Origin of the sequence: Hymenobacter aranciens (genome assembly GCF_030580865.1) — a bacterium.
Classification (GTDB): Bacteria; Bacteroidota; Bacteroidia; order Cytophagales; family Hymenobacteraceae; genus Hymenobacter; species Hymenobacter aranciens.
In genome coordinates this window covers 12,987-31,748 of the sequence record NZ_JAUQSY010000018.1, presented here as the reverse complement: position 1 = coordinate 31,748, position 18,762 = coordinate 12,987, and the positions used below count along the sequence as shown (strand labels likewise).

General features: G+C 61.7%; 15 protein-coding genes. 11 read left to right on the top strand and 4 right to left on the bottom strand.

Translation table 11 applies throughout. The annotated features are described in order from the left end of the window. Positions 1-22: 22 nt before the first annotated feature. Together Q5H93_RS21045 and Q5H93_RS21040 are read left to right on the top strand one after the other, a co-directional pair. The gene (locus Q5H93_RS21045; RefSeq protein WP_305008679.1) at positions 23-1,210 is read left to right on the top strand and encodes a PQQ-dependent sugar dehydrogenase; all 1,188 of its coding nucleotides are present in this window, start codon (positions 23-25) and stop codon (positions 1,208-1,210) included. 120 nt (positions 1,211-1,330) lie between these two features. Beyond that, on the top strand, positions 1,331-1,855 hold the full coding sequence (locus tag Q5H93_RS21040) for a DUF1684 domain-containing protein (protein ID WP_305008678.1): 525 nt from the start codon (positions 1,331-1,333) through the stop codon (positions 1,853-1,855). Here the strand turns inward: Q5H93_RS21040 and Q5H93_RS21035 are convergent. Next, the gene (locus Q5H93_RS21035; RefSeq protein WP_305008677.1) at positions 1,846-2,454 is read right to left on the bottom strand and encodes a Uma2 family endonuclease; all 609 of its coding nucleotides are present in this window, start codon (positions 2,452-2,454) and stop codon (positions 1,846-1,848) included. The two genes, Q5H93_RS21040 and Q5H93_RS21035, sit on opposite strands and share 10 nt — an antisense overlap. Positions 2,455-2,581: 127 nt before the next feature. On the opposite strand from Q5H93_RS21035, the gene pheT reads away from it, so the two are divergent. The 6 genes from pheT (at position 2,582) to Q5H93_RS21005 (ending at position 9,702) form a co-directional block, all read left to right on the top strand. Then, the gene (pheT, locus tag Q5H93_RS21030; RefSeq protein ID WP_305008676.1) at positions 2,582-5,005 is read left to right on the top strand and encodes a phenylalanine--tRNA ligase subunit beta; all 2,424 of its coding nucleotides are present in this window, start codon (positions 2,582-2,584) and stop codon (positions 5,003-5,005) included. 116 nt (positions 5,006-5,121) lie between these two features. Next, entirely contained in the window at positions 5,122-5,418 is a 297-nt protein-coding gene (locus Q5H93_RS21025; RefSeq protein ID WP_305008675.1) for a hypothetical protein, read from the top strand. A 39-nt stretch (positions 5,419-5,457) separates the two neighbouring features. Continuing rightward, positions 5,458-5,754 carry a cell division protein ZapA gene (locus Q5H93_RS21020; RefSeq protein ID WP_305008674.1) on the top strand — a complete coding sequence of 99 codons (297 nt, stop codon included), beginning with the start codon at positions 5,458-5,460 and terminating at the stop codon, positions 5,752-5,754. 135 nt (positions 5,755-5,889) lie between these two features. Beyond that, entirely contained in the window at positions 5,890-7,578 is a 1,689-nt protein-coding gene (rny, locus tag Q5H93_RS21015) for a ribonuclease Y (protein WP_305008673.1), read from the top strand. A 99-nt stretch (positions 7,579-7,677) separates the two neighbouring features. After that, positions 7,678-8,436, top strand: coding sequence for a hypothetical protein (locus Q5H93_RS21010; RefSeq protein WP_305008672.1), 759 nt, complete (start codon positions 7,678-7,680; stop codon positions 8,434-8,436). Between the two features lie 30 nt (positions 8,437-8,466). Next, positions 8,467-9,702: a pyridoxal phosphate-dependent aminotransferase gene (locus Q5H93_RS21005; protein WP_305008671.1), complete on the top strand. Its 1,236-nt coding sequence runs from the start codon at positions 8,467-8,469 to the stop codon at positions 9,700-9,702. Positions 9,703-9,778: 76 nt separating this feature from the next. Here Q5H93_RS21005 and Q5H93_RS21000 read toward each other — a convergent pair whose 3' ends face one another. After that, a complete protein-coding gene (locus tag Q5H93_RS21000) occupies positions 9,779-12,145 on the bottom strand; it encodes a M1 family aminopeptidase (RefSeq protein ID WP_305008670.1) in 2,367 nt (788 codons plus the stop codon). A 138-nt stretch (positions 12,146-12,283) separates the two neighbouring features. On the opposite strand from Q5H93_RS21000, the gene Q5H93_RS20995 reads away from it, so the two are divergent. From Q5H93_RS20995 to Q5H93_RS20985, 3 genes are all read left to right on the top strand, one after another. Then, on the top strand, positions 12,284-12,754 hold the full coding sequence (locus Q5H93_RS20995; protein WP_305008669.1) for a hypothetical protein: 471 nt from the start codon (positions 12,284-12,286) through the stop codon (positions 12,752-12,754). A gap of 15 nt (positions 12,755-12,769) precedes the next feature. Further along, positions 12,770-13,627: a hypothetical protein gene (locus Q5H93_RS20990; protein ID WP_305008668.1), complete on the top strand. Its 858-nt coding sequence runs from the start codon at positions 12,770-12,772 to the stop codon at positions 13,625-13,627. 371 nt (positions 13,628-13,998) lie between these two features. Further along, complete coding sequence (locus Q5H93_RS20985; protein ID WP_305008667.1) at positions 13,999-14,706, top strand: hypothetical protein; 708 nt, start codon at positions 13,999-14,001, stop codon at positions 14,704-14,706. A gap of 70 nt (positions 14,707-14,776) precedes the next feature. Here Q5H93_RS20985 and Q5H93_RS20980 read toward each other — a convergent pair whose 3' ends face one another. Then, complete coding sequence (locus tag Q5H93_RS20980; RefSeq protein ID WP_305008666.1) at positions 14,777-15,997, bottom strand: hypothetical protein; 1,221 nt, start codon at positions 15,995-15,997, stop codon at positions 14,777-14,779. Between the two features lie 134 nt (positions 15,998-16,131). Beyond that, complete coding sequence (gene clpB / locus Q5H93_RS20975; protein WP_305008665.1) at positions 16,132-18,741, bottom strand: ATP-dependent chaperone ClpB; 2,610 nt, start codon at positions 18,739-18,741, stop codon at positions 16,132-16,134. Positions 18,742-18,762: the final 21 nt, after the last annotated feature.

Sequence of the window (18,762 nt, the reverse complement as noted above, 5' to 3'; positions counted from 1 at the left end):
CAGCGTGTTCTTCCGACTACCAATGCCCGTCAAAAGTGTGCTGACTACGTTGCTGTTGGCTGCGGTGAGCTTGTTGCCGGCCCGGGCCCAGCTGGCATTGCAGGCCGTCCCGGTGCAACTGCAGAATAATCTGTCTTTCACGCTGCAAATCCCCCGGGGGCACGACTTGAGCGTAGCCGCGCAGGGGCTGGAGCGACCTCGTTTTTTTGCCCGGGCGCCCGACGGCCGGCTGTTCGTCACCGACCTGCACAACCGCGAGGACAACTCGCGGGGCCGGGTGCTGCTACTGGATGGCTGGGACGAAGCCCAGCACCGCTTTGCGCGGGTGCTGCCTTTCATGGAGAATCTGCGTAATCCGAACCAGATTGTATTTCACACCGCCAACGGCAAAAGCTACCTCTACGTGGCTGAAACGCACCAGCTAACGATGTTCGACTACGTGCCCGGCTCCCTGCAGCCGACTGGTCCGGGCAAAGTCATTGCCCGGTTTCCGGCTTATGGGCTGAGCTACAAGTACGGCGGCTGGCACCTCACGCGCAGCCTGACTATTCATGACAACAAACTGTACGTCAGCATCGGCAGCAGCTGCAATGCCTGCCGGGAAAAGGAAGCGTTTCGCGCCTGCATTGTACAAATGAACCTCGACGGCAGCGGGGCGCAGCTCTACGCCACCGGCCTGCGCAACGCGGTGGGCCTGCACTGGGTAGGCAGCACCCTGTGGGCCACCAACATGGGCCGCGACGGTCTGGGCCCCGACGACCCTCAGGACGTGCTGACCACCATCCGGCCCCGGGGCTACTACGGCTGGCCCTACTTCTACCAGCAGCGCCAGCGCATCAAGGCCGACGAATACTTCGAAGACTCGGCCCGCACGGCCTTGCCCTCGGTGGAGCGGCCGGGTTTGTGCGGTTTCGCGGCGCACTCGGCCCCGCTGGGGTTGTGCTACCTCCGGCAGTATGCCGATACGCTGCTCGACCGGCACCTGCTGGTAGCTTTGCACGGCAGCACCACCGTCAGCCGGCAGCGCGGCAACGAAGTGGTGCTGATAACCGGCCGCGATACCTACGTGCCCGTGCTCACCGGCTTCCTGCAGGGCAACACCGAGGCGCAGCGCTACGGCCGCCCCTGCGATGTGCTGCAATGGAATGCGCGCACGCTTTTGATAAGCGACGATAAAAACGGCGTGATTTACTGTCTCTGGAAAAAATAGCGGCGCCCCCCGACCATTGGCGCCCCCCTGTCTATGTTGAAAAAACTGCTGCTTGTCGCTGCCTTACTGGGCATTATAATTTATTTTATTCGGGAAGCAATTCCCTCATCTGCGGTCTATTTGGCCAGTATTAATAAGCTGCGCCGCGAGAAAAACACCGCGTTCCGCACCTCGCCGGAATCGCCCATTCCGGACGCTCAGCGCGCCCGGTTCGACAGCCTGAAATATTACCCGGCCGCGCCAGAATTCGCTTTTGCCGCCGCCATCACTCGCAATCCCAACCCCGATACGGTTATTATCCAAACCTCTACCAATGAGGCGGTGCCCTATCTGCGCTGGGGCCTGGCCACGTTCGAGCTGGCGGACGAGCCGCAGAAGCTGACCCTGTTCCGCAAAGCCAACGGCGCCGATTCTACCTTGTTTATTCCCTTCACCGACCTCAGCAACGGCCGCGAAACCTACGGCGGCGGCCGCTACCTCGACGTAGCCCGCCCGAAAGCCGACGTTAGTGAAATCGAGCTGGATTTCAACCAGGCTTACAATCCGTATTGCGCTTATAATGATGAGTACAGCTGCCCGGTGCCCCCGGCTGAAAACCGTTTATCGGTAATTATTCCGGCCGGGGAAAAGTCGTTTCACGACTGAGGCCGCAATTCCCGCAAATCGAGCTCGAAACCGGGCAGCACCTCACCGCCGCTCAGCTTATTGTCAAATCCTTTAACGGTTTCAAACGCTTGTTCGGGCCGGTACACGTAAGCAGTTTCCGTTTCATTATCAATCAGAAAACCCAACCGTACGCCATTGCGCAACCACTGCTGCATTTTGGCCTGTAGGGTTTTGATGCGGTCGGAGGGAGATTTAACCTCAATAACGAAATCAGGGCAGAGGTGTGGGAATTTCTTTAATTCGGTTGCTGGCACTGCGGCCAGCCGTTCGGCACTCACCCACGAGGCATCGGGCGAAAGCACTGCACCGTCAGGCAACGTATACCCGACGGATGATTCTAATACTCGGCCCAAGCGCAGACGGCGCTGCCAGATTGATAAATCAGTGTAAGCTTGCCCACTGCTAAAACTTGATTCAAACCCAGCCGGAGGCATAATAATTATTTCGTTATCAGCGCTACGCTCCACGCGCAGCTCAGGATTTTCCTGGCAAAAGCGGAAAAAGTCTTCATCGCTGAAGCCCTCCACTAATGAACCACGCAGCACGGTGGCTTCGCCGAATTCAGGTAGTTTCGTCATCAGAGCAAGTATTTAGGATTGGGCTAATGTACGACAATAGCCGGTCTTTTGTCGTTCCGCGCCGCCGTACCTTTGCAGGAATGCCGACTAACGGGCAACTGCCCGCTACCAACCGGCCTCCGACCTTATGCGCATCTCATTCGATTGGCTTAAAACCCTAATTTCTATCGACCAACCCGCGCCCGCCATTGGCGCGCTGCTCACCGCCTCCGGCCTCGAAGTAGAAAGCCTGGAGGAGCTGGAAGGCACGCCCGGCGGCCTGCGCGGCGTGGTGCTGGGCACGGTGCTCACCTGCGAGCGCCACCCCGACGCCGACAAGCTCAGCCTGACCACCGTGGACGTGGGCGACGACACCCCGCGCCAGATTGTGTGCGGCGCCCCCAACGTAGCCGCCGGCCAGCGCGTGGTGGTGGCCCTCGAAGGCGCCACGCTCCACCCCAGCAGCGGCGAGCCCTTCAAAATCAAGAAGTCCAAGATTCGCGGCGCCGCCTCCGAGGGCATGATTTGCGCCGAGGACGAAATCGGCCTGGGCAACTCCCACGCCGGCATCATGGTGCTGGATACCGACTTGCCCAACGGCACACCCGCCGCCGACTACTTCGGCCTGGGCTCCGATACGGTGTTTGAAATCGGCCTTACGCCCAACCGGGCTGATGCCGCCTCGCACTACGGCGTGGCCCGCGAGCTGCGGGCGCTGCTGGGGCAGCCCTGCCATTTGCCGGAGGTGAGCGGCTTCACTGCGCCCACGGCGGCTCCAGCTAATGCCATTGAGGTTGTTATTGAGGATGAGGGTGCCGCACCGCGCTACGCCGGCCTGCTGCTGGAAAACGTGCAGGTAGGCGCTTCGCCCGAGTGGCTGCAGCGCCGCCTGCGCAGCATCGGCCTCTCCCCCATCAACAACGTGGTGGACGTGACCAACTTCGTACTGCACGAGTTGGGCCAGCCGCTACACGCCTTCGACGCCGACCAGATTGCGGGCAATAAAATCCGCGTGAAGCGTGCCACGGCCGACGAGAAATTCGTGACGCTGGATGGCCTTGAGCGCAGCCTAAAAGCGGAGGATTTGGTGATTACCGACGCCAACGGCCAGCCGCTGGCCCTGGCGGGCGTGTTCGGTGGCAAAACCTCCGGCGTAAGCGAGGGCACCACCCGCGTGCTGCTCGAAAGCGCTTATTTCAGCCCCGCCGTAGTGCGCAAAACTGCCCAGACGCACCAACTGAAAACCGACGCTTCGTTCCGCTTCGAGCGCGGCACCGACCCGAACATGGTGCCCGTGGCGCTGCAGCGGGCGGCGCTGCTGCTGCAGGAAGTGGCGGGTGCTACTATAGCCGCACCGGTGGTGGACGTGTACCCCACGCCCATCGCGCCCACTACGGTGCGCCTGCGCCTCTCGCGGGTGGACCGGCTGATTGGCCAGCACATCGAACCCGCTCGCATCCGGCAGATTCTGACGGACCTGGAAATCGACATTGCCGAGCAAAGCAGTGACGAGTGGCTGCTCACGGTGCCTGCCTTCAAGGTGGACGTGACCCGCGAAGCCGACGTAATTGAGGAAATCCTGCGCATCTACGGCTACAACAACGTGGCTCTGAAACCGCATAATTCGGCCTCGTATCTGGCCCAGTTCCCAAACCCTGACCCGGAAGTGACGCGGGTGAAAATTGCCGCGCTACTCAGCGGGCAGGGCTATTCGGAAATCCTGACCAACTCGCTCACCAACTCGCAATACTTCGAGAAAGATGGCGAACAGGACGCGTCGCTGGTGCGGATTCTGAACTACAACAGCATCGACCTGAACATCATGCGACCGACGCTGCTGTATTCAGGCCTAGAAACCATTCGGCACAACATCAACCGGCGGCAGCGCGACCTGAAGCTCTACGAATTCGGCAAAACTTACCACCAGAACGAGAACGGCAAATACCAGGAAAAGAACAAGCTGGTAATTTACCTGACCGGCAACGCCAGCGGCGAAACCTGGCAGCAGAAATCGGAGAAGGCGGCGTTCCACGACCTGGCCGGCGCGGTGCAACAGGTGCTGGCGGCGCTGGGCTTCGGCGGAGCGGCTTCGCAGCCGGTGCAGCACCCGTACCTGGCCGGTGGGCTGGCGCTGCTGGTGCATAATCAGCCGCTGGCGCAGTTCGGGGCCGTGTCGCCCTCGGTGCTGAAGCAGTTGGATGTGACGCAGCCCGTATGGTACGCCGAGCTGGACTGGGACGGTCTGGTGCGCAAGTACAAGCCCACGCTGGCCGCCCGCGAGCTGTCGAAGTTCCCGGAGGTGCGCCGCGACTTGTCGCTGGTGGTAGATAAAACCGTGACTTTCGACCAATTGCAGCAGATTGCCCGGCGCACGGAGAAGAAACTCCTGCAGAGTATCAACGTGTTCGACGTGTACGAAGGCCCGAACCTGGGCGAAGGCAAGAAGTCGTACTCGGTGAGCTTCACCCTGCAGGATTTCACCCAAACGCTGAGCGAGCAAGCTATTGAACAAACCATGCAGAAGCTGATTGGGCAGTTCGAGAAGCAGGCCGGCGCGCTGATTCGGAAGTAAGGACCGCTTGGCAGTTCATTCAGTCGGCATTTTTCGGCCGCTATTACGGCACCCGAATGACGGATGAGTGAATTGCCGACGGCTCTGCTTACCTTCACCCAAAAAATATTTTCCCCGTGGCCTCCTCCCAACAGCTTGCGCAACTCGACCGCCTGGAGCGGCAGGTGACTGCTTTAGTAACTGCCTATCAGCAGGTGCGCGAGGAGCTGGCTGATGCCACCACCACCGTGCAGCAGCTACGGGCCGACGTGCGCGAGCGGGACCGGCAATTGAAAGAGCGCCAAAACCAAGAAAATATTGTTAAACTTGTCCAAACCATAGCTGGGGAACCCACCCACGCCAACGAGCTTAAACATCGCCTGAACGAATACATCCGCGAACTGGATAAATGCCTTGCCTATTTGAGGGAATAAGCTAGAAATCTCACCTACATTACCCCTACTCATCACTGAATGACGGAGATACCCATCAAGATTCGCATCGCTGACCGCGACTATCCCATGCGCGTGGACGTGCAGGATGAGGAGCGTCTGCGCCTGGCCGGACGGCTGCTGGGCGAGAAGCTGCGCGAATTTCGGGAAGGCTACGGCATTCAGGACAAACAGGACCTTCTGGCTATGGTGGCGCTCGCTACGATGGCCGACCAATTGAAGGTAAGCATGGAAAAAGACGGCACCGACGCGGCGCTGACTGAGCGACTGGCCCGCCTCGACGGGCTGCTTGCAGGCGTGGTGCAACGAGTGGCGTAAGCCGCCCGACGCACTGCATATAGACTCTTTGGCCCGGTTTCGGGCGGGTGCGGCAACCGGCCGCGCCGCCGAAACCAGGAGTGAAAACGTTTCCGGACGCTGTGGTTTTTTAATTCATTTCAAAAAACCATCTTAATGTCCTCTATCATTTTATACTGTCTGCTCGCGGCAGTGGTGGCCCTGGCGGCCGGCTACTTCCTCGGCAAACAGTTGGCCGGCAAAGCCCGGCAAGACCACGAAGGCGCGGCCGAAGCGCGCGCCCAACAAATTCTGCGTGAGGCAGAAGAAAAAGGTAACCGCCTGCGCGACGAGAAAATCAAGCAGGCCGACGAGCGGCTCGAACAGTCGAAAAACAAGTTCAAGAACCTGCGCAACGAGTTTGACCAGGAAAGCCGCCGCCTGAAGCAGGCCCTCGACCAAGAGCTGAGCGAGCGCCGCCAAGGCGTAGCCGAGCAGGAACACAGCATCAAGCTGCTCACCGACACCACCCAGCGCCAGCTGGAGCAGCTCCAGAAAAAGGAAACTGACCTGGAGCGCGCCCGCGAGAAAAACCAGACCGACACGCAAGCCCTGCGCGACAAGCTGGAAAGCCAGGCCGAACAGCGCCGCCTCGCCCACGAGGAAAAAATGGCGGAGCTGGAAGAGAAGCAGTTGGAGGCCGAAACGCAGATTCACGCCGTGCAGCGTCAGCTCGAAACCGTTGCCAACCTCACGGCCGAAGAGGCCCGCGAGCAGCTGGTGGATTCGCTGAAAAACGAGGCCCAGATTCAGGCCAGCTCCTACATCAAAGACACGGTGGCGCAGGCTAAACTGACGGCCACTAAGGATGCCAAGAAGATTGTGCTGGAAACCATTCAGCGCACCGCCTCGGAGCACGCTATTGAAAACTGCGTATCGGTGTTCAACATTGAGAGCGACGATATTAAGGGTAAGATTATCGGCCGCGAAGGTCGGAACATCCGCGCTCTGGAAGCCGCTACGGGTGTCGAAATAATCGTTGATGATACGCCGGAGGCCATCATCATCTCGGGCTTCGACCCGGTGCGGCGCGAAATTGCCCGCCTCTCGCTGCACTTGCTGGTGAAGGACGGCCGTATTCACCCGGCCCGCGTGGAAGAAATCGTGGCCAAAACAACCAAGAAAATCGAGGAAGAAATTGTCGAAATCGGCGAAAAAACCATCATTGACCTCGGCATCCACGGCCTGCATCCGGAGCTGATTAAGATGGTGGGCCGCATGCGGTTCCGCTCGTCGTACGGTCAGAACCTGCTGCAGCACAGCCGCGAAGTGGCTAACCTTTGTGCCACTATGGCCGCCGAGATGGGCCTCGACGTGAAGAAGGCCAAGCGCGCGGGCCTGCTGCACGACATCGGCAAGGTGAGCACCGAGGAGCCCGAGCTGCCCCACGCCATCCTGGGTATGGAAATGGCCAAGAAGTGGAAGGAGCACCCCGACGTAGTGAATGCCATTGGCGCCCACCACGACGAAATCGAGATGACGGCCATGATTTCGCCGCTCGTGCAGGCCTGCGACGCCATTTCGGGTTCGCGCCCCGGCGCCCGCCGCGAGATGATGGAGAGCTACATCAAACGCCTTAAACAGCTGGAGGAAACCGCCAACGGCTTCAAGGGTGTCAATCAGTGTTTTGCCATCCAGGCCGGCCGCGAGCTGCGCGTGATGGTGGACGCCGAGAACGTGACCGACGAGCGCGCCAGCGAGCTGAGCTACGAAATCTCGCAGAAGATTGAGAAAGAGATGCAATATCCCGGTCAGATTAAGATTACCGTGATTCGGGAAATGCGGGCCGTGGCTTACGCGAAGTAAGTCTTTGCTTAATTCCTTTGCTAAGAAAGCCTCCGTAGCCCTTGCTGCGGAGGCTTTTTCAGTTAAAGTACTTAGCTTTATCGGGCTTATTTCTACCCGATGAAATACCTTTTACTTATTCTGGTGGCGCTGGGCCTCGGCAGTTGCACCGTGTATGCGCCCATGCAGTGTGCTGCGCCTAATATCCGCGACAAAGGCGAGGTAGAAGTAGCGGCCACGTTGAACGCCAATTTTCGGGCGGAAGGAGCAGTCACCTATTCGCCCGTGAAACATGTGCTGGTGCGGGCGGCGGGCGGGTTCCGCAACAACTTTCCGGGCGATACGGCGACGGATACCACCTTTTTCCGAATCCGGCAATACGAGGTGGCGGCGGGTGGCTACTGGTGCCCCCAGCCGCATCTGGTAGTGGGTATTTTGGGCGGCTATGGCCAGGCACACAACCGCCGGGGCTTTGTTGGCAGCAACGGTTGGTTCGGCCCCGACTTAACCATTGATGAGCGATGGCGCATTTATGATGCTCGTTATCACACTATTTTTGGCGAAGGCTTTGCTGTCTACCAAGGCCGGGTGCTGGGCGGTGGTGGGGCGCTACGCATCACCGATGTGCAATTCGACGAACTAACCAATCGAGATATTCCGGTTGGCTTAGGCTCGATGTTGCGGGTAGAGCCGATGGGTTTTATCCGGTTCAATGCGACGAAAAGCGCGGGTAATTTCTTGTATGTGCAGATTGCGTCGGGCGTTTCATGGACCTCCGACAATGGACGGCGCGGCGATGTTCACGTTGAAAATGTTCGGGAAGGCAACCTGAAGGTGGCCGTGAGCCTGTTGTTCTATCCGCATCAATTGTGGCGGTAGTAAGCGCCTGCCCGCCGTAACTTTGTGGGCATGTTGGAAATATCGCAGCGCGGGCAAGCCATGCCGGTTTCACCCTTTCGGAAGTTGGCCCCTTATGCCGAAGCCGCTAAGGCCCAGGGCAAAACAGTTTATCACCTCAACATCGGGCAACCGGATATCCAGACGCCCCCGCAGCTGCTCGAAGCCGTGCAGCGGGCGCACATTGGCGTGTTGGGCTACAGCCACGGGGCGGGCACCGAGAGCTACCGCCGCAAGCTGGCCGCTTACTACCAGCGGACCGGCATTCCGGCGCAGTTTGAGGATGTTATGGTGACGACGGCGGGCAGCGAAGCCATCCTGTTTGCCTTCCTGACCTGTTTGAACCCGGGGGATGAGTTGATTGTGGCCGAACCGTTTTACGGCACCTATACGGCTTTCGCCATCGCGGCCGGGGTGAAGATTGTAACCGTGACGGCGCATATCGAAGACGGCTTTGCGCTGCCGCCGCTGGCTGATTTCGAGGCCGTGATTAGCCCCCGCACCAAGGCTATTCTGCTTTGCAGCCCCAGCAACCCCACCGGCTACGTGTACCGGCGCGACGAGCTGGAAGCCCTGCTCGGCCTCTGCCAAAAGCATGATTTATACCTGCTTTCGGACGAAGCCTACCGCGAATACTGCTACGACGGGGCCACCGCTACCAGCGCCCTTAGCCTGCCCGGCAGCGAGCAGCATGTGGTGGTGATGGACACCATTTCGAAGCGCTACAGCGCCTGCGGAGCCCGCATCGGCGCGCTCGTCACGCGCAACCAGCAGGTGTGGACGGCCGCCTTCCGCTTCGCCCAGATGCGCATCAGTCCGCCCGGCCTGGGCATGCTGCTGGGCGAAGCCGCCGCCGAGCTGCCCCCCTCCTACTTCGACGAAACCCGGGCCGAGTACCAGGCCCGCCGCGACCTTACCGTGCGTCACCTGCGGGCCATGCCCGGCGTGAGCTGCCCGGTGCCCGGCGGCGCGTTCTACGTCATCGCCCGCCTGCCGGTGGACGATGCGCAGCTCTTCGGCCAGTGGCTGCTGGAGGAGTTTTCGCACGAAAACCAGACGCTGATGCTTTCGCCGGCCAATGGCTTTTACCAGACGCCGGGGCTGGGGCAGCAGGAAGTACGCTTGGCATACGTGCTCAATCAGCGCGATTTGGAGGCGGCGATGGTGTGTTTAGCAGAGGCGCTGAAGGTGTACCCGGGTCGGGTGGAACTTGCTGAGGTGCAGCTATCCGAAGCTCATGCTTCTTAGGCTCTTTTTTTCATAAACACGAAAAAGCCCCGACGAAACAATTCGCCGGGGCTTTCTCATTTTGCTAGCTATCAGGCTACTTTGTCGGCTTCTGCTCCTGCTTTTGCAGGGGGCTGGCGTTGCGCTGCTGCTGCATCGGGTTCTGCGGCTGGCGGGCGTTGTTGCCGGCAGCGCGGCCCTGTTCGAATAGCTCGAAGCGCGAGGGGGCGGGCTGGCGCGGAAAGGCGTTGTTGCCAAGGTCGGTGTCGGCGGTTTCGAGGTAGGGGTCGAGTACGAAGCTGATGACGGGCTTGCTGGTGACGAGGACTTTGCTCACCTGCTCGTTGTTTTTGCGCCAGATTTCGGCCGGGATGTTCTGGACTTCCTGCGTGCCGTCGTCGTACGTCAGCTGGATGACGACGGGCATCACCAGGCCGCCTACGTTGCGCAGGCTGAGCTCGTAGAAGTGCAGGTTGTCGCTGAGGCGCTGCTGCTGGGCGGGGCTCAGGGTTTTGAGGTAGTCGAAGTACTGCTGCTTGTCGGCCTCGGTCACGGCCAGGGGGTCGTAGCTGTTGTAGAAATCCTTGAGCTCGGGCTTTTCATCCACCAGGGTTTGCTTGATTTCCTGGGCGTTGCGCTGCTGCGAGAGGGTTTGGGGCTCGGCGGCGCGCTGCTTTTGCTGGCGGGTTTTCTCTACGCCGGGGTTGCGGGTGTCGATGTTGAAGTAGCGCACGCCGTCGAGGGCGAGGTCGCAGCGGTCGGTGGTGTAGAACCAGCCGCGCCAGAACCAGTCGAGGTCCACGGCCGAGGCGTCTTCCATGGTGCGGAAAAAGTCGGCGGGCTCGGGGTGCTTGTAGGCCCAGCGCTGGGCGTAGGTTTTGAAGGCGTAGTCGAACAGCTCGCGGCCCATCACCGTTTCGCGCAGGATGTTGAGGGCGGTGGCGGGCTTGCCGTAGGCGTTGTTGCCGAACTGCAGCAGCGACTCCGAGTTGGTCATAATCGGCACCTGCAGGGTCTTATCGGTGCGCATGTACTCCACGATGTTCTTCGGCTCGCCGCGGCGGCTGGGGTAATCGCGCTGCCACTCCTGCTCCGTCAAATATTGGCAGAAGGTGTTGAGGCCCTCGTCCATCCAGGTCCACTGCCGCTCGTCGGAGTTGATAATCATCGGGAAGAAGTTGTGGCCCACTTCGTGAATAATCACCGAAATCATCCCGTACTTCCGGTCGGCGGTGTAGGTGCCGTCCTTCTCGGGGCGGCCGCCGTTGAAGCAAATCATCGGGTACTCCATGCCGCCCACCGGGCCGTGCACCGAAATAGCCACCGGGTAAGCATAGGGAATGGTGAATTTCGAGTACGTTTTGATGGTGTGGGCCACCACCTCGGTCGAATACTGGCCCCACAGCGGGTTGCCTTCCTTCGGGTAGTAGCTCATGCACATGACCGGCTTGCCGCTTTGCATAATCTGCATGGCATCCCAGATGAACTTGCGCGAGCTGGCCCAGGCGAAGTCGCGCACGTTTTTGGCAGCGAAATTCCAGGTTTTGGTGCCCTTGGCGCGGCTGCTTTCGTTGCGCGTGGCCTCGTCCTGTGTCACGACGAGAATAGGCTTCTTCGCATTCTTGGCCTGGTTGAGGCGGCTCATCTGGGTGGAAGTCAGCACCTGGCTGGCGTTCTGCAGGGTGCCAGTGGCGCCTACTACGTGGTCGGCGGGGGCGGTGATGCTCACTTTGTAGTCGCCGAAGGGCAGGGTGAACTCGCCGTTACCCAGAAACTGCTTGTGCTGCCAGCCCTTGGCATCGTGGTACACGGCCATGCGGGGGTAAAACTGCGCAATCTCATAAAGGTAGTTCTGGTCTTCCGGGAAGTACTCGTAGCCGCTGCGCTGGCCGTTTTTCAGTTGGTCGTTGATGTTGTAGCGCCACTTCACGCCGAAGCTCACCTTCTGCTTGGGCCGCAGGGGCGTGGGCAGGTCGATGCGCATCATGGTGTGGTTGATGGTGTACTTCAGGGGCTGGCCGCTGGCGCTGGTCACGGCCTCGATTTTGAAGCCGCCGTCGAAGTTCTTCTCCACCAGGTTTTCCACGGCCTGGAAGGGCAGCTTGCCGCCCTCAATCTGCATGACCTGGGTGGCGGTGGTCATCGAGTTTTTGTCCAGGATGTTCTGGTCGAGCTGCACCCAGAGGTAGGGCAGCACGTCGGGCGAGAGGTTGGTGTAGGTGATGGTTTCGCTGCCGCTGATGGCCTGCTTGGCGTCGTCCAGCGTCACCTTGATGGCGTAGTCGGCGCGCTGCTGCCAGTACTGGTGGCCGGGGGCGCCGCTGGCGGTGCGGTAGGTGTTGGGGGTGGGCAGCAGGGTTTCGAGCTGGGCAAATTTGTCGGTGCCCGAGTTGGTGGTTTGAGCCCGGGTGGGCAGCGTGGCGGCGGCCAGCACCCCCAGGGTAACGAATAGCGAACGAATCATAGAAAACAAGCAAGCAGAATGCCCGGCCAGGGGGCGGAAGTGTAAAAGTCGGGATTTTATGGGTAACCGTTGCGGCGGGCATACCAGCGGGTGGGCGCGGCCGTTACCTTTGCCCGTATTTTCCACCTGCTTCTTTTTATGTTCAAACGCTTACTCGTCCTTCTGTGCGGTCTATTGTCAGTGGCTGCGCACGCCCAGACGGCCCCGGTAGCCCCCGCCGCCCCGGCCGCTACCCCACCCGCCCCCTTCGAACTGACGCAGGGTCGCCGCGATACGCTGGGAGCCCTCACCAGCTTGTTTGAGCGGCGGCGGCGCGGGGGCAAGGTGTGGGTGGGCATCGGGGCGGGCGGCATTCTGGCGCTGCTACGCGTGGTGGCTAACCCGAATACTACCACCGTCAACGGCGTGCAGACCAGCAGCGAGGTCGATGGCGGGGCCGTGGCCGTGGTGGGCCTGGGCTTTGTGGCCCTGCCAGCGGCCATCGGCATTGGCAAGCTGGCGCGCTTCAGCGAGAAAAAGGAAAACGAAGTGGACCGCGCTTACCGCAGCGGCCAGCCGCTGCCCCGCGCCATGGCCCGGCGGCTTACGCGGGAGGATTTCAAGAAATAGCCCGGCCGATTTCAGATGCTTTTTTCATTTCGATTGCTGTGCCTGGCGCTGCTGCTGGCCGCTACCAGCCGGGCCATGGCCCAAACGACGCCCGCCCCGCTCCCGCCGGCCCGGACGCTGGGCTACGAAAACATGACCCGCGCTGATACCGCCCGCGCCGTGCGGCGACTCTTCAAAAGCCGGCGCGGGGGCGGCGTGGGCTGGCTGGCCCTGGGCACGGCGGGCGTGGCGGGCTCTACCCTCCCCGCTTTGCAAAGTACCAGCGCCGGCGTGTGGACGCCCGGCGTGGTCATCAGCTCGGGCTTTCTGCTCATCGGACTCAACAAAACCATTCAGTTTCGGCGGGGCCGCGAGCGGCGGGTGCTGCGCGAGCTGGCCGCTACCGGCCACCTGCGCCCCAGCGTGCTGCGCCGCCTGCGAGGGAAGTTTGAAGTGGTGAAAGGCGCCGCTTCCGACTACAACCCGCTGCTGGCCGAAGGCATTGCCCCACCGCCGGTGCTGGCGGCCCTTAGCCCCGAGCAGCGGCAGGAAAAAGCCCGCGCCGACACCTTGCGCGCCATCACGCGGCTGTTTGAGCGCCACCAGCGCAACGGCAAGGCCTGGGCCTACGCGGGCGGCACCGGCGGCACGCTGGCGCTGGCCCGGCTGGCCCTGGGCACCAGCACCGCCAACAGCCGCCCGGTCACGGCCGGCGGGCTGGCGGTAGGGGCCGGCGTGGGCATTGTGCTGCCACTGGCCATCAGCCTGTACCACTTCACGGCTTACAGTGAAGAAAAGCAGGACGAAGCCGAGCGCAACTACCGCGCCGGCCAGCCCCTGCCCAAAGCCATCCGGCGCCACCTCCGCAAAAAGGACCTGCAACCCTACGACTAGGCAACTACCCGGGCAGCAGCGGGGCCAAAACCTGCCATTGTGGCAGCAAAACACTCGCCGACCCCGGTTGCCGACTACCGTATTGTCATGAAAACGTGTTTAGTAGGGCTGCCGATGTGTTTAGCAGGCCCGGTTACTACTTTAGGAAGGCTGTTTTCTTCTTTCGCACGAGCAGATGCGACTTCACAAGCCCGGGCCGGGTCGATGGCACAACTGTCCTCCACTGTAGCACCCGAAGCGACGATTTTCGCTCTTGTCGCTTGTTACATCGCATTTCTTTTACACTATTCGAGATAAGGCGGTTGTAAATAGCCGGGCTTGTCGTATGTTTGGGCACAGTTTTCATCTCTCACCTCCTAAACCTTAACGCAATGCCTACTCCTAACGAACCCAAAACCCGGCAATCCGGCATTTCTGATGCCGACCTGGTGGCCGATGGCCGCCGCCTGCTCGTGGCCGCCCGCCGCGACCTGCCCCTGCTCACCGACGACGGCGTGGACGCCGACCGTCTCGATAAGCTCGAAAAGGATATCAAAGCCTTTGAACTGCTGCCTTCCGACACGGTGGACGAAGCCACCCAGGCCGCCGAAACCCAGGTGCGCGACGCGGCCGTGAACACCCTGCAGGACGCCATCCGGGCCGTGGCCGGGCCGGTCATCGACGTGTACGGGCTGAAATCGCCCCGCTACCGGGCCCTGGGCATCGTCGATTTGGAGGGCAAGAACGACGCCGAGCTGCTGCGCGCCGCCACCGACTGCCACGCCGCCGGCACCCGCCTGCTCACCGATGCCGACGTGGTGCGCGAGGGCCTCACCCTGGACAAGCTGGCCGCCATCGGCCCGGCCCGTCAGGCGCTGGTGGACGTGCTCGACCAGCGCACCCGGCTGCAGGAGCAGCGCTCGCTCAACGCCCAGGCCCGCGTGCGTGCCCACAACCCGCTCAACGACGAAATCACGCGCATCCAGGGCAAGTGTCAGCGCAAGTTTCGGGGCACCGACTCCGCCCGCTACGACGACTACGTGCGCCAGAGCGCGCCCGGCAACCCCGACGGCGAGAGCCCGGTGAAGCCGCCGCAGTAGGTAGCTTTTAGCCTTAAAAAGCCCCGCTGGCCTGGTGCCGGCGGGGCTTCTTCGCGTGGGGCAGGCTCGCTCAAAAATCGAAATCTTCGGGTTCGCCCAGCAGCCGCCGGCCTTTCAGAATTTGCTTTTTCATGAATTTCGCGGCCCGGAACTTCGACTCGTACTCCGTGAGCGGCGGGTGGGCAATGCCCAGGCGTTGCCGCGTCAGGTATTCGTCGTACACCACCGGCAGGGCCTCCAGCAGGCGCTGGCGGCGGTAGTTGGCCGCCGCGCGCAGGATGGCCTGCCGCCAGTCGGCGTGCGCCTCGATAGGAATCAGGTCTTCGTGGGCATTCTGCAGGGTTTCGAGGGCTTCTTCGAGGCCGCTCACGTTGTGGTTTTTGTTGGCCTGCTGGTAGGCGGCAAACAGGCGCTGCACCTTCCCCGGCTCAAACTGCGCGGCAAATTCCAGGGTGCGGGCGTCCTGCTCGGCGTAGCTCAGGCGCGGGCGGGGGTCGGGCGGAGTGGCCGCCTGGGCGGCCGCGTGCTCGGCCCGGGCTTTTTCCCGCTTGGCCCGAAAGGCCTCCCGCGCAACCTTCAAGTACCGCTCTTCCTTGGTCCCGCGCACATCGGGCAGGCTCATGAGCACTGCCGTGCCGCACCGGGCGTTATGGAAATGGTACCACTCGGGCATGGTCATGCCCCCGTCGGTTTTATCGAGGTACTCGTCCCGGTATTCCTCGTAATTCTGCCAGTCAACGAAGTCGTTACCTTCCACATCATCCTCAAAGTCGGTAGTAGTGGCCACGAACTGGCAGTACAGCTCAAACTCCTCAGCCGTGATGGGCTCCAGAAACGGACAACGGTAGATGAAGCTGTCGCTGCCCCAATCTTCAAATTCGGCGCTCACGTCGATGCCCGGCACAGTCACCTGCTCGGCCCGCCAGCGGCACTGCAAGTCAAACAGTTTCTTCTGCTGAATATCCCACAGCCGCTCGTAAGCGGCATCGGTGTATTCGGTGATGCGCTCCTGCAGCCAGCGCGTCGAGCTGTCGCCGTAGCGCAGCACCCGCCCCTTCTCCAGCGCGTAGTGGCGGATAAAGTCGCCGATGCTGTCGGGGTGAAACTGCTCCAGCCAGGGGCGGTAGCGCGGGTTGGTGCGCAGGTCGTCGATAAAAGCATCCACCTGCCGGGCCTGTGCCTGCTCTTCGTCGGCGCGCTCCTGCAGGAAGGCATAGGGGGTTACCTCGGGCAGCGGGGGCAGCGCCGCATCGTCGGGGGCGTCAGCGGGGGGAAGGTCGTCGGCATTCATACAGCTAGCAGCGAAGGAGAAAGCCAAATGTATGCAAGCCGGCCTGTTGCCACCAAATCGGCAGAGACACTTCCACAGAAAAAGCCCCGCCAGCTAAACGCCAGCGGAGCTTTCCCATTCAAAACCAAACGGAATTACACCGCCGGCATCTCTACATTCTCAAACCGCACCACCCCATCTTCCAGCACCGCTTCCACCACGGTATCCTTGCTCACATTCCCGGATAGAATCTCCTTGGAAAGCTCATTCAGCACCAACCGCTGCAGCACCCGCTTCAGCGGCCGGGCCCCGAACTGTGGGTCGAAGCCCTGCTCGCCCAGGAAGTCGAGCACCTCGTCGGTCGCCTCCAGGCTGATGCCGGCCTCGCGCAGCCGCTGCTGAATCTGCCGGAACTGGATGTCCACGATGCGGCGGATTTCGCGGCGCTTGAGCGGCTGGAACATCACGATTTCGTCAATCCGGTTAAGGAACTCGGGGCGCATGTGCTGCTTGAGGCGCTCCACCACTTCGTCGCGGGTGCGGTCCACCACTTCGTCGTGGTTGTATTCGTTCAGCTCCTTGAAATTGCGCTGAATGATGTCGGCCCCCGTGTTCGAGGTCATGATGATGATGGTGTTCTTGAAGTTCGCCACCCGGCCCTTGTTGTCGGTGAGGCGGCCGTCATCCAGCACCTGTAGCAGGATGTTGAACACGTCGGGGTGGGCTTTCTCAATCTCATCGAGCAGCACCACCGAGTAGGGCTTGCGGCGCACGGCCTCCGTGAGCTGCCCGCCCTCGTCGTAGCCCACGTAGCCGGGAGGCGCCCCGATGAGCCGCGACACCGCGTGCCGCTCCTGGAACTCGCTCATGTCGATGCGCACCATCGCATTCTCGTCGTTGAAGAGGTACTCGGCCAGGGCCTTGGCCAATTCCGTCTTACCCACGCCCGTCGTACCCAGGAAAATAAACGAGCCGATGGGCCGCTTGGGGTCCTGCAAGCCGGCGCGGGAGCGGCGCACGGCATCCGAGATGGCCGCGATGGCCTCGGCCTGCCCTGCTACTCGTTTGCCCAGCTCGGCTTCGAGGGCCAGCAGCTTGTCGCGGTCCGATTGCAGCATCTTGCTCACCGGGATGCCGGTCCACTTGGCCACCACCTCGGCAATGTCCTCGCTGGTCACCACTTCCTGGAGCATGCCGCCGCCGTCCTTATTGGCGTTGGCCTCATCCTGCAGAGTTTTCAGCTTCTGCTCGGCTTCCTGGATTTTACCGTAGCGCAATTCCGCCACCCGACCGTAATCGCCCTGGCGCTCGGCCTGCTCGGCTTCGGTTTTGAAGCGCTCGATGTTTTCCTTCTCGGTCTGGATGCCGGTCAGCACCGACTTCTCGCCTTCCCACTTGGCCTTCAGGGCGTCGCGGCGCTCGTTCAGCTCGGCCAAATCCTTGCTCAGCACGGCCTCGCGGTCGTGGTTTTCCTCGCGCCGGATGGCCTCGCGCTCAATCTCCAGCTGCATGATGCGGCGCTGTACCTCGTCCAGCTCCACGGGCATGGAGTTCAGCTCGATGCGCAGCTTGGCCGCCGCCTCGTCCATCAGGTCGATAGCCTTGTCGGGCAAAAACCGGTCGGTGATGTAGCGGCTGCTCAGCTCCACGGCCGCAATCACGGCGTCGTCGGTGATGCGCACGCCGTGGTGCAGCTCATACTTCTCCTTGATGCCGCGCAGGATGCTGATGGCGTCGGGCACGCTCGGCTCGTCCACCAGCACGGCCTGGAAGCGGCGCTCCAGGGCCTTGTCTTTCTCGATGTACTTCTGGTACTCCTTGAGCGTGGTGGCCCCGATGGCGTGCAACTCGCCCCGCGCCAGGGCGGGCTTGAGCAGGTTGGCCGCGTCCATGGCGCCCTCCCCGCCCCCGCCGGCCCCAATCAGGGTGTGGATTTCGTCGATGAAGAGCACAATCTGGCCCTCCGAGTCGGTCACTTCCTTAATCACGGCCTTGAGGCGCTCCTCAAACTCGCCCTTGTACTTGGCCCCGGCCACGAGCAAACCCAGGTCGAGGCTCATCAGGGTTTTGTCCTTGAGGTTCTCGGGCACGTCGCCGGCCACGATGCGCTGGGCCAGGCCCTCGGCGATGGCGGTTTTGCCCACGCCGGGCTCGCCCAGCAGCACGGGGTTGTTCTTGGTGCGGCGGCTCAGTATCTGCAGCACCCGGCGGATTTCCTCGTCGCGCCCAATCACGGGGTCCATCTTGCCGGTTTTCACCCGCTCGTTCAGGTTGATGGCGTAGCGGTTGAGGCTCTGGTACTGGTCTTCGGCGCTCTGGCTGGTCACCTTGCGCCCGCCGCGCAGCTCCTGGATGGCGGCCTGCAAGTCCTTCTCGGTAAAGCCCACGTCCTTGAGCAGCGTGGCGGCCGCGTCCTTGCCGCCGAGCAGCCCCAGCAGCAGGTGTTCCACGGCCACAAACTCGTCGCCCATGCTCTTCATGGCCGCATTAGCGCGCTGCACGGCGGCCGCGGCGTCGTTGGCGAGGTAGGGCGAGCCGCCGCTCACGCGCGGGTACCCGGCCACCAGGGCATCGAGCCGCTGCGTGAGCAGCGCCTGGTTCACGCCCAGCTTCTTGGCCAGGAAGGGCAGCACGCTCTCGTCGGTCTGAAACAGGCCCTTCAGCAGGTGCCCCGTCTCGATGGCCTGCTGCTGGTTGGCGCCGGCCAGCTCCGTGGCTTTCTGCACGGCCTCCTGCGCCTTGATGGTGAAATTTTTAAAGTCCATTGGTTGCTAAGTGCTTGGTGG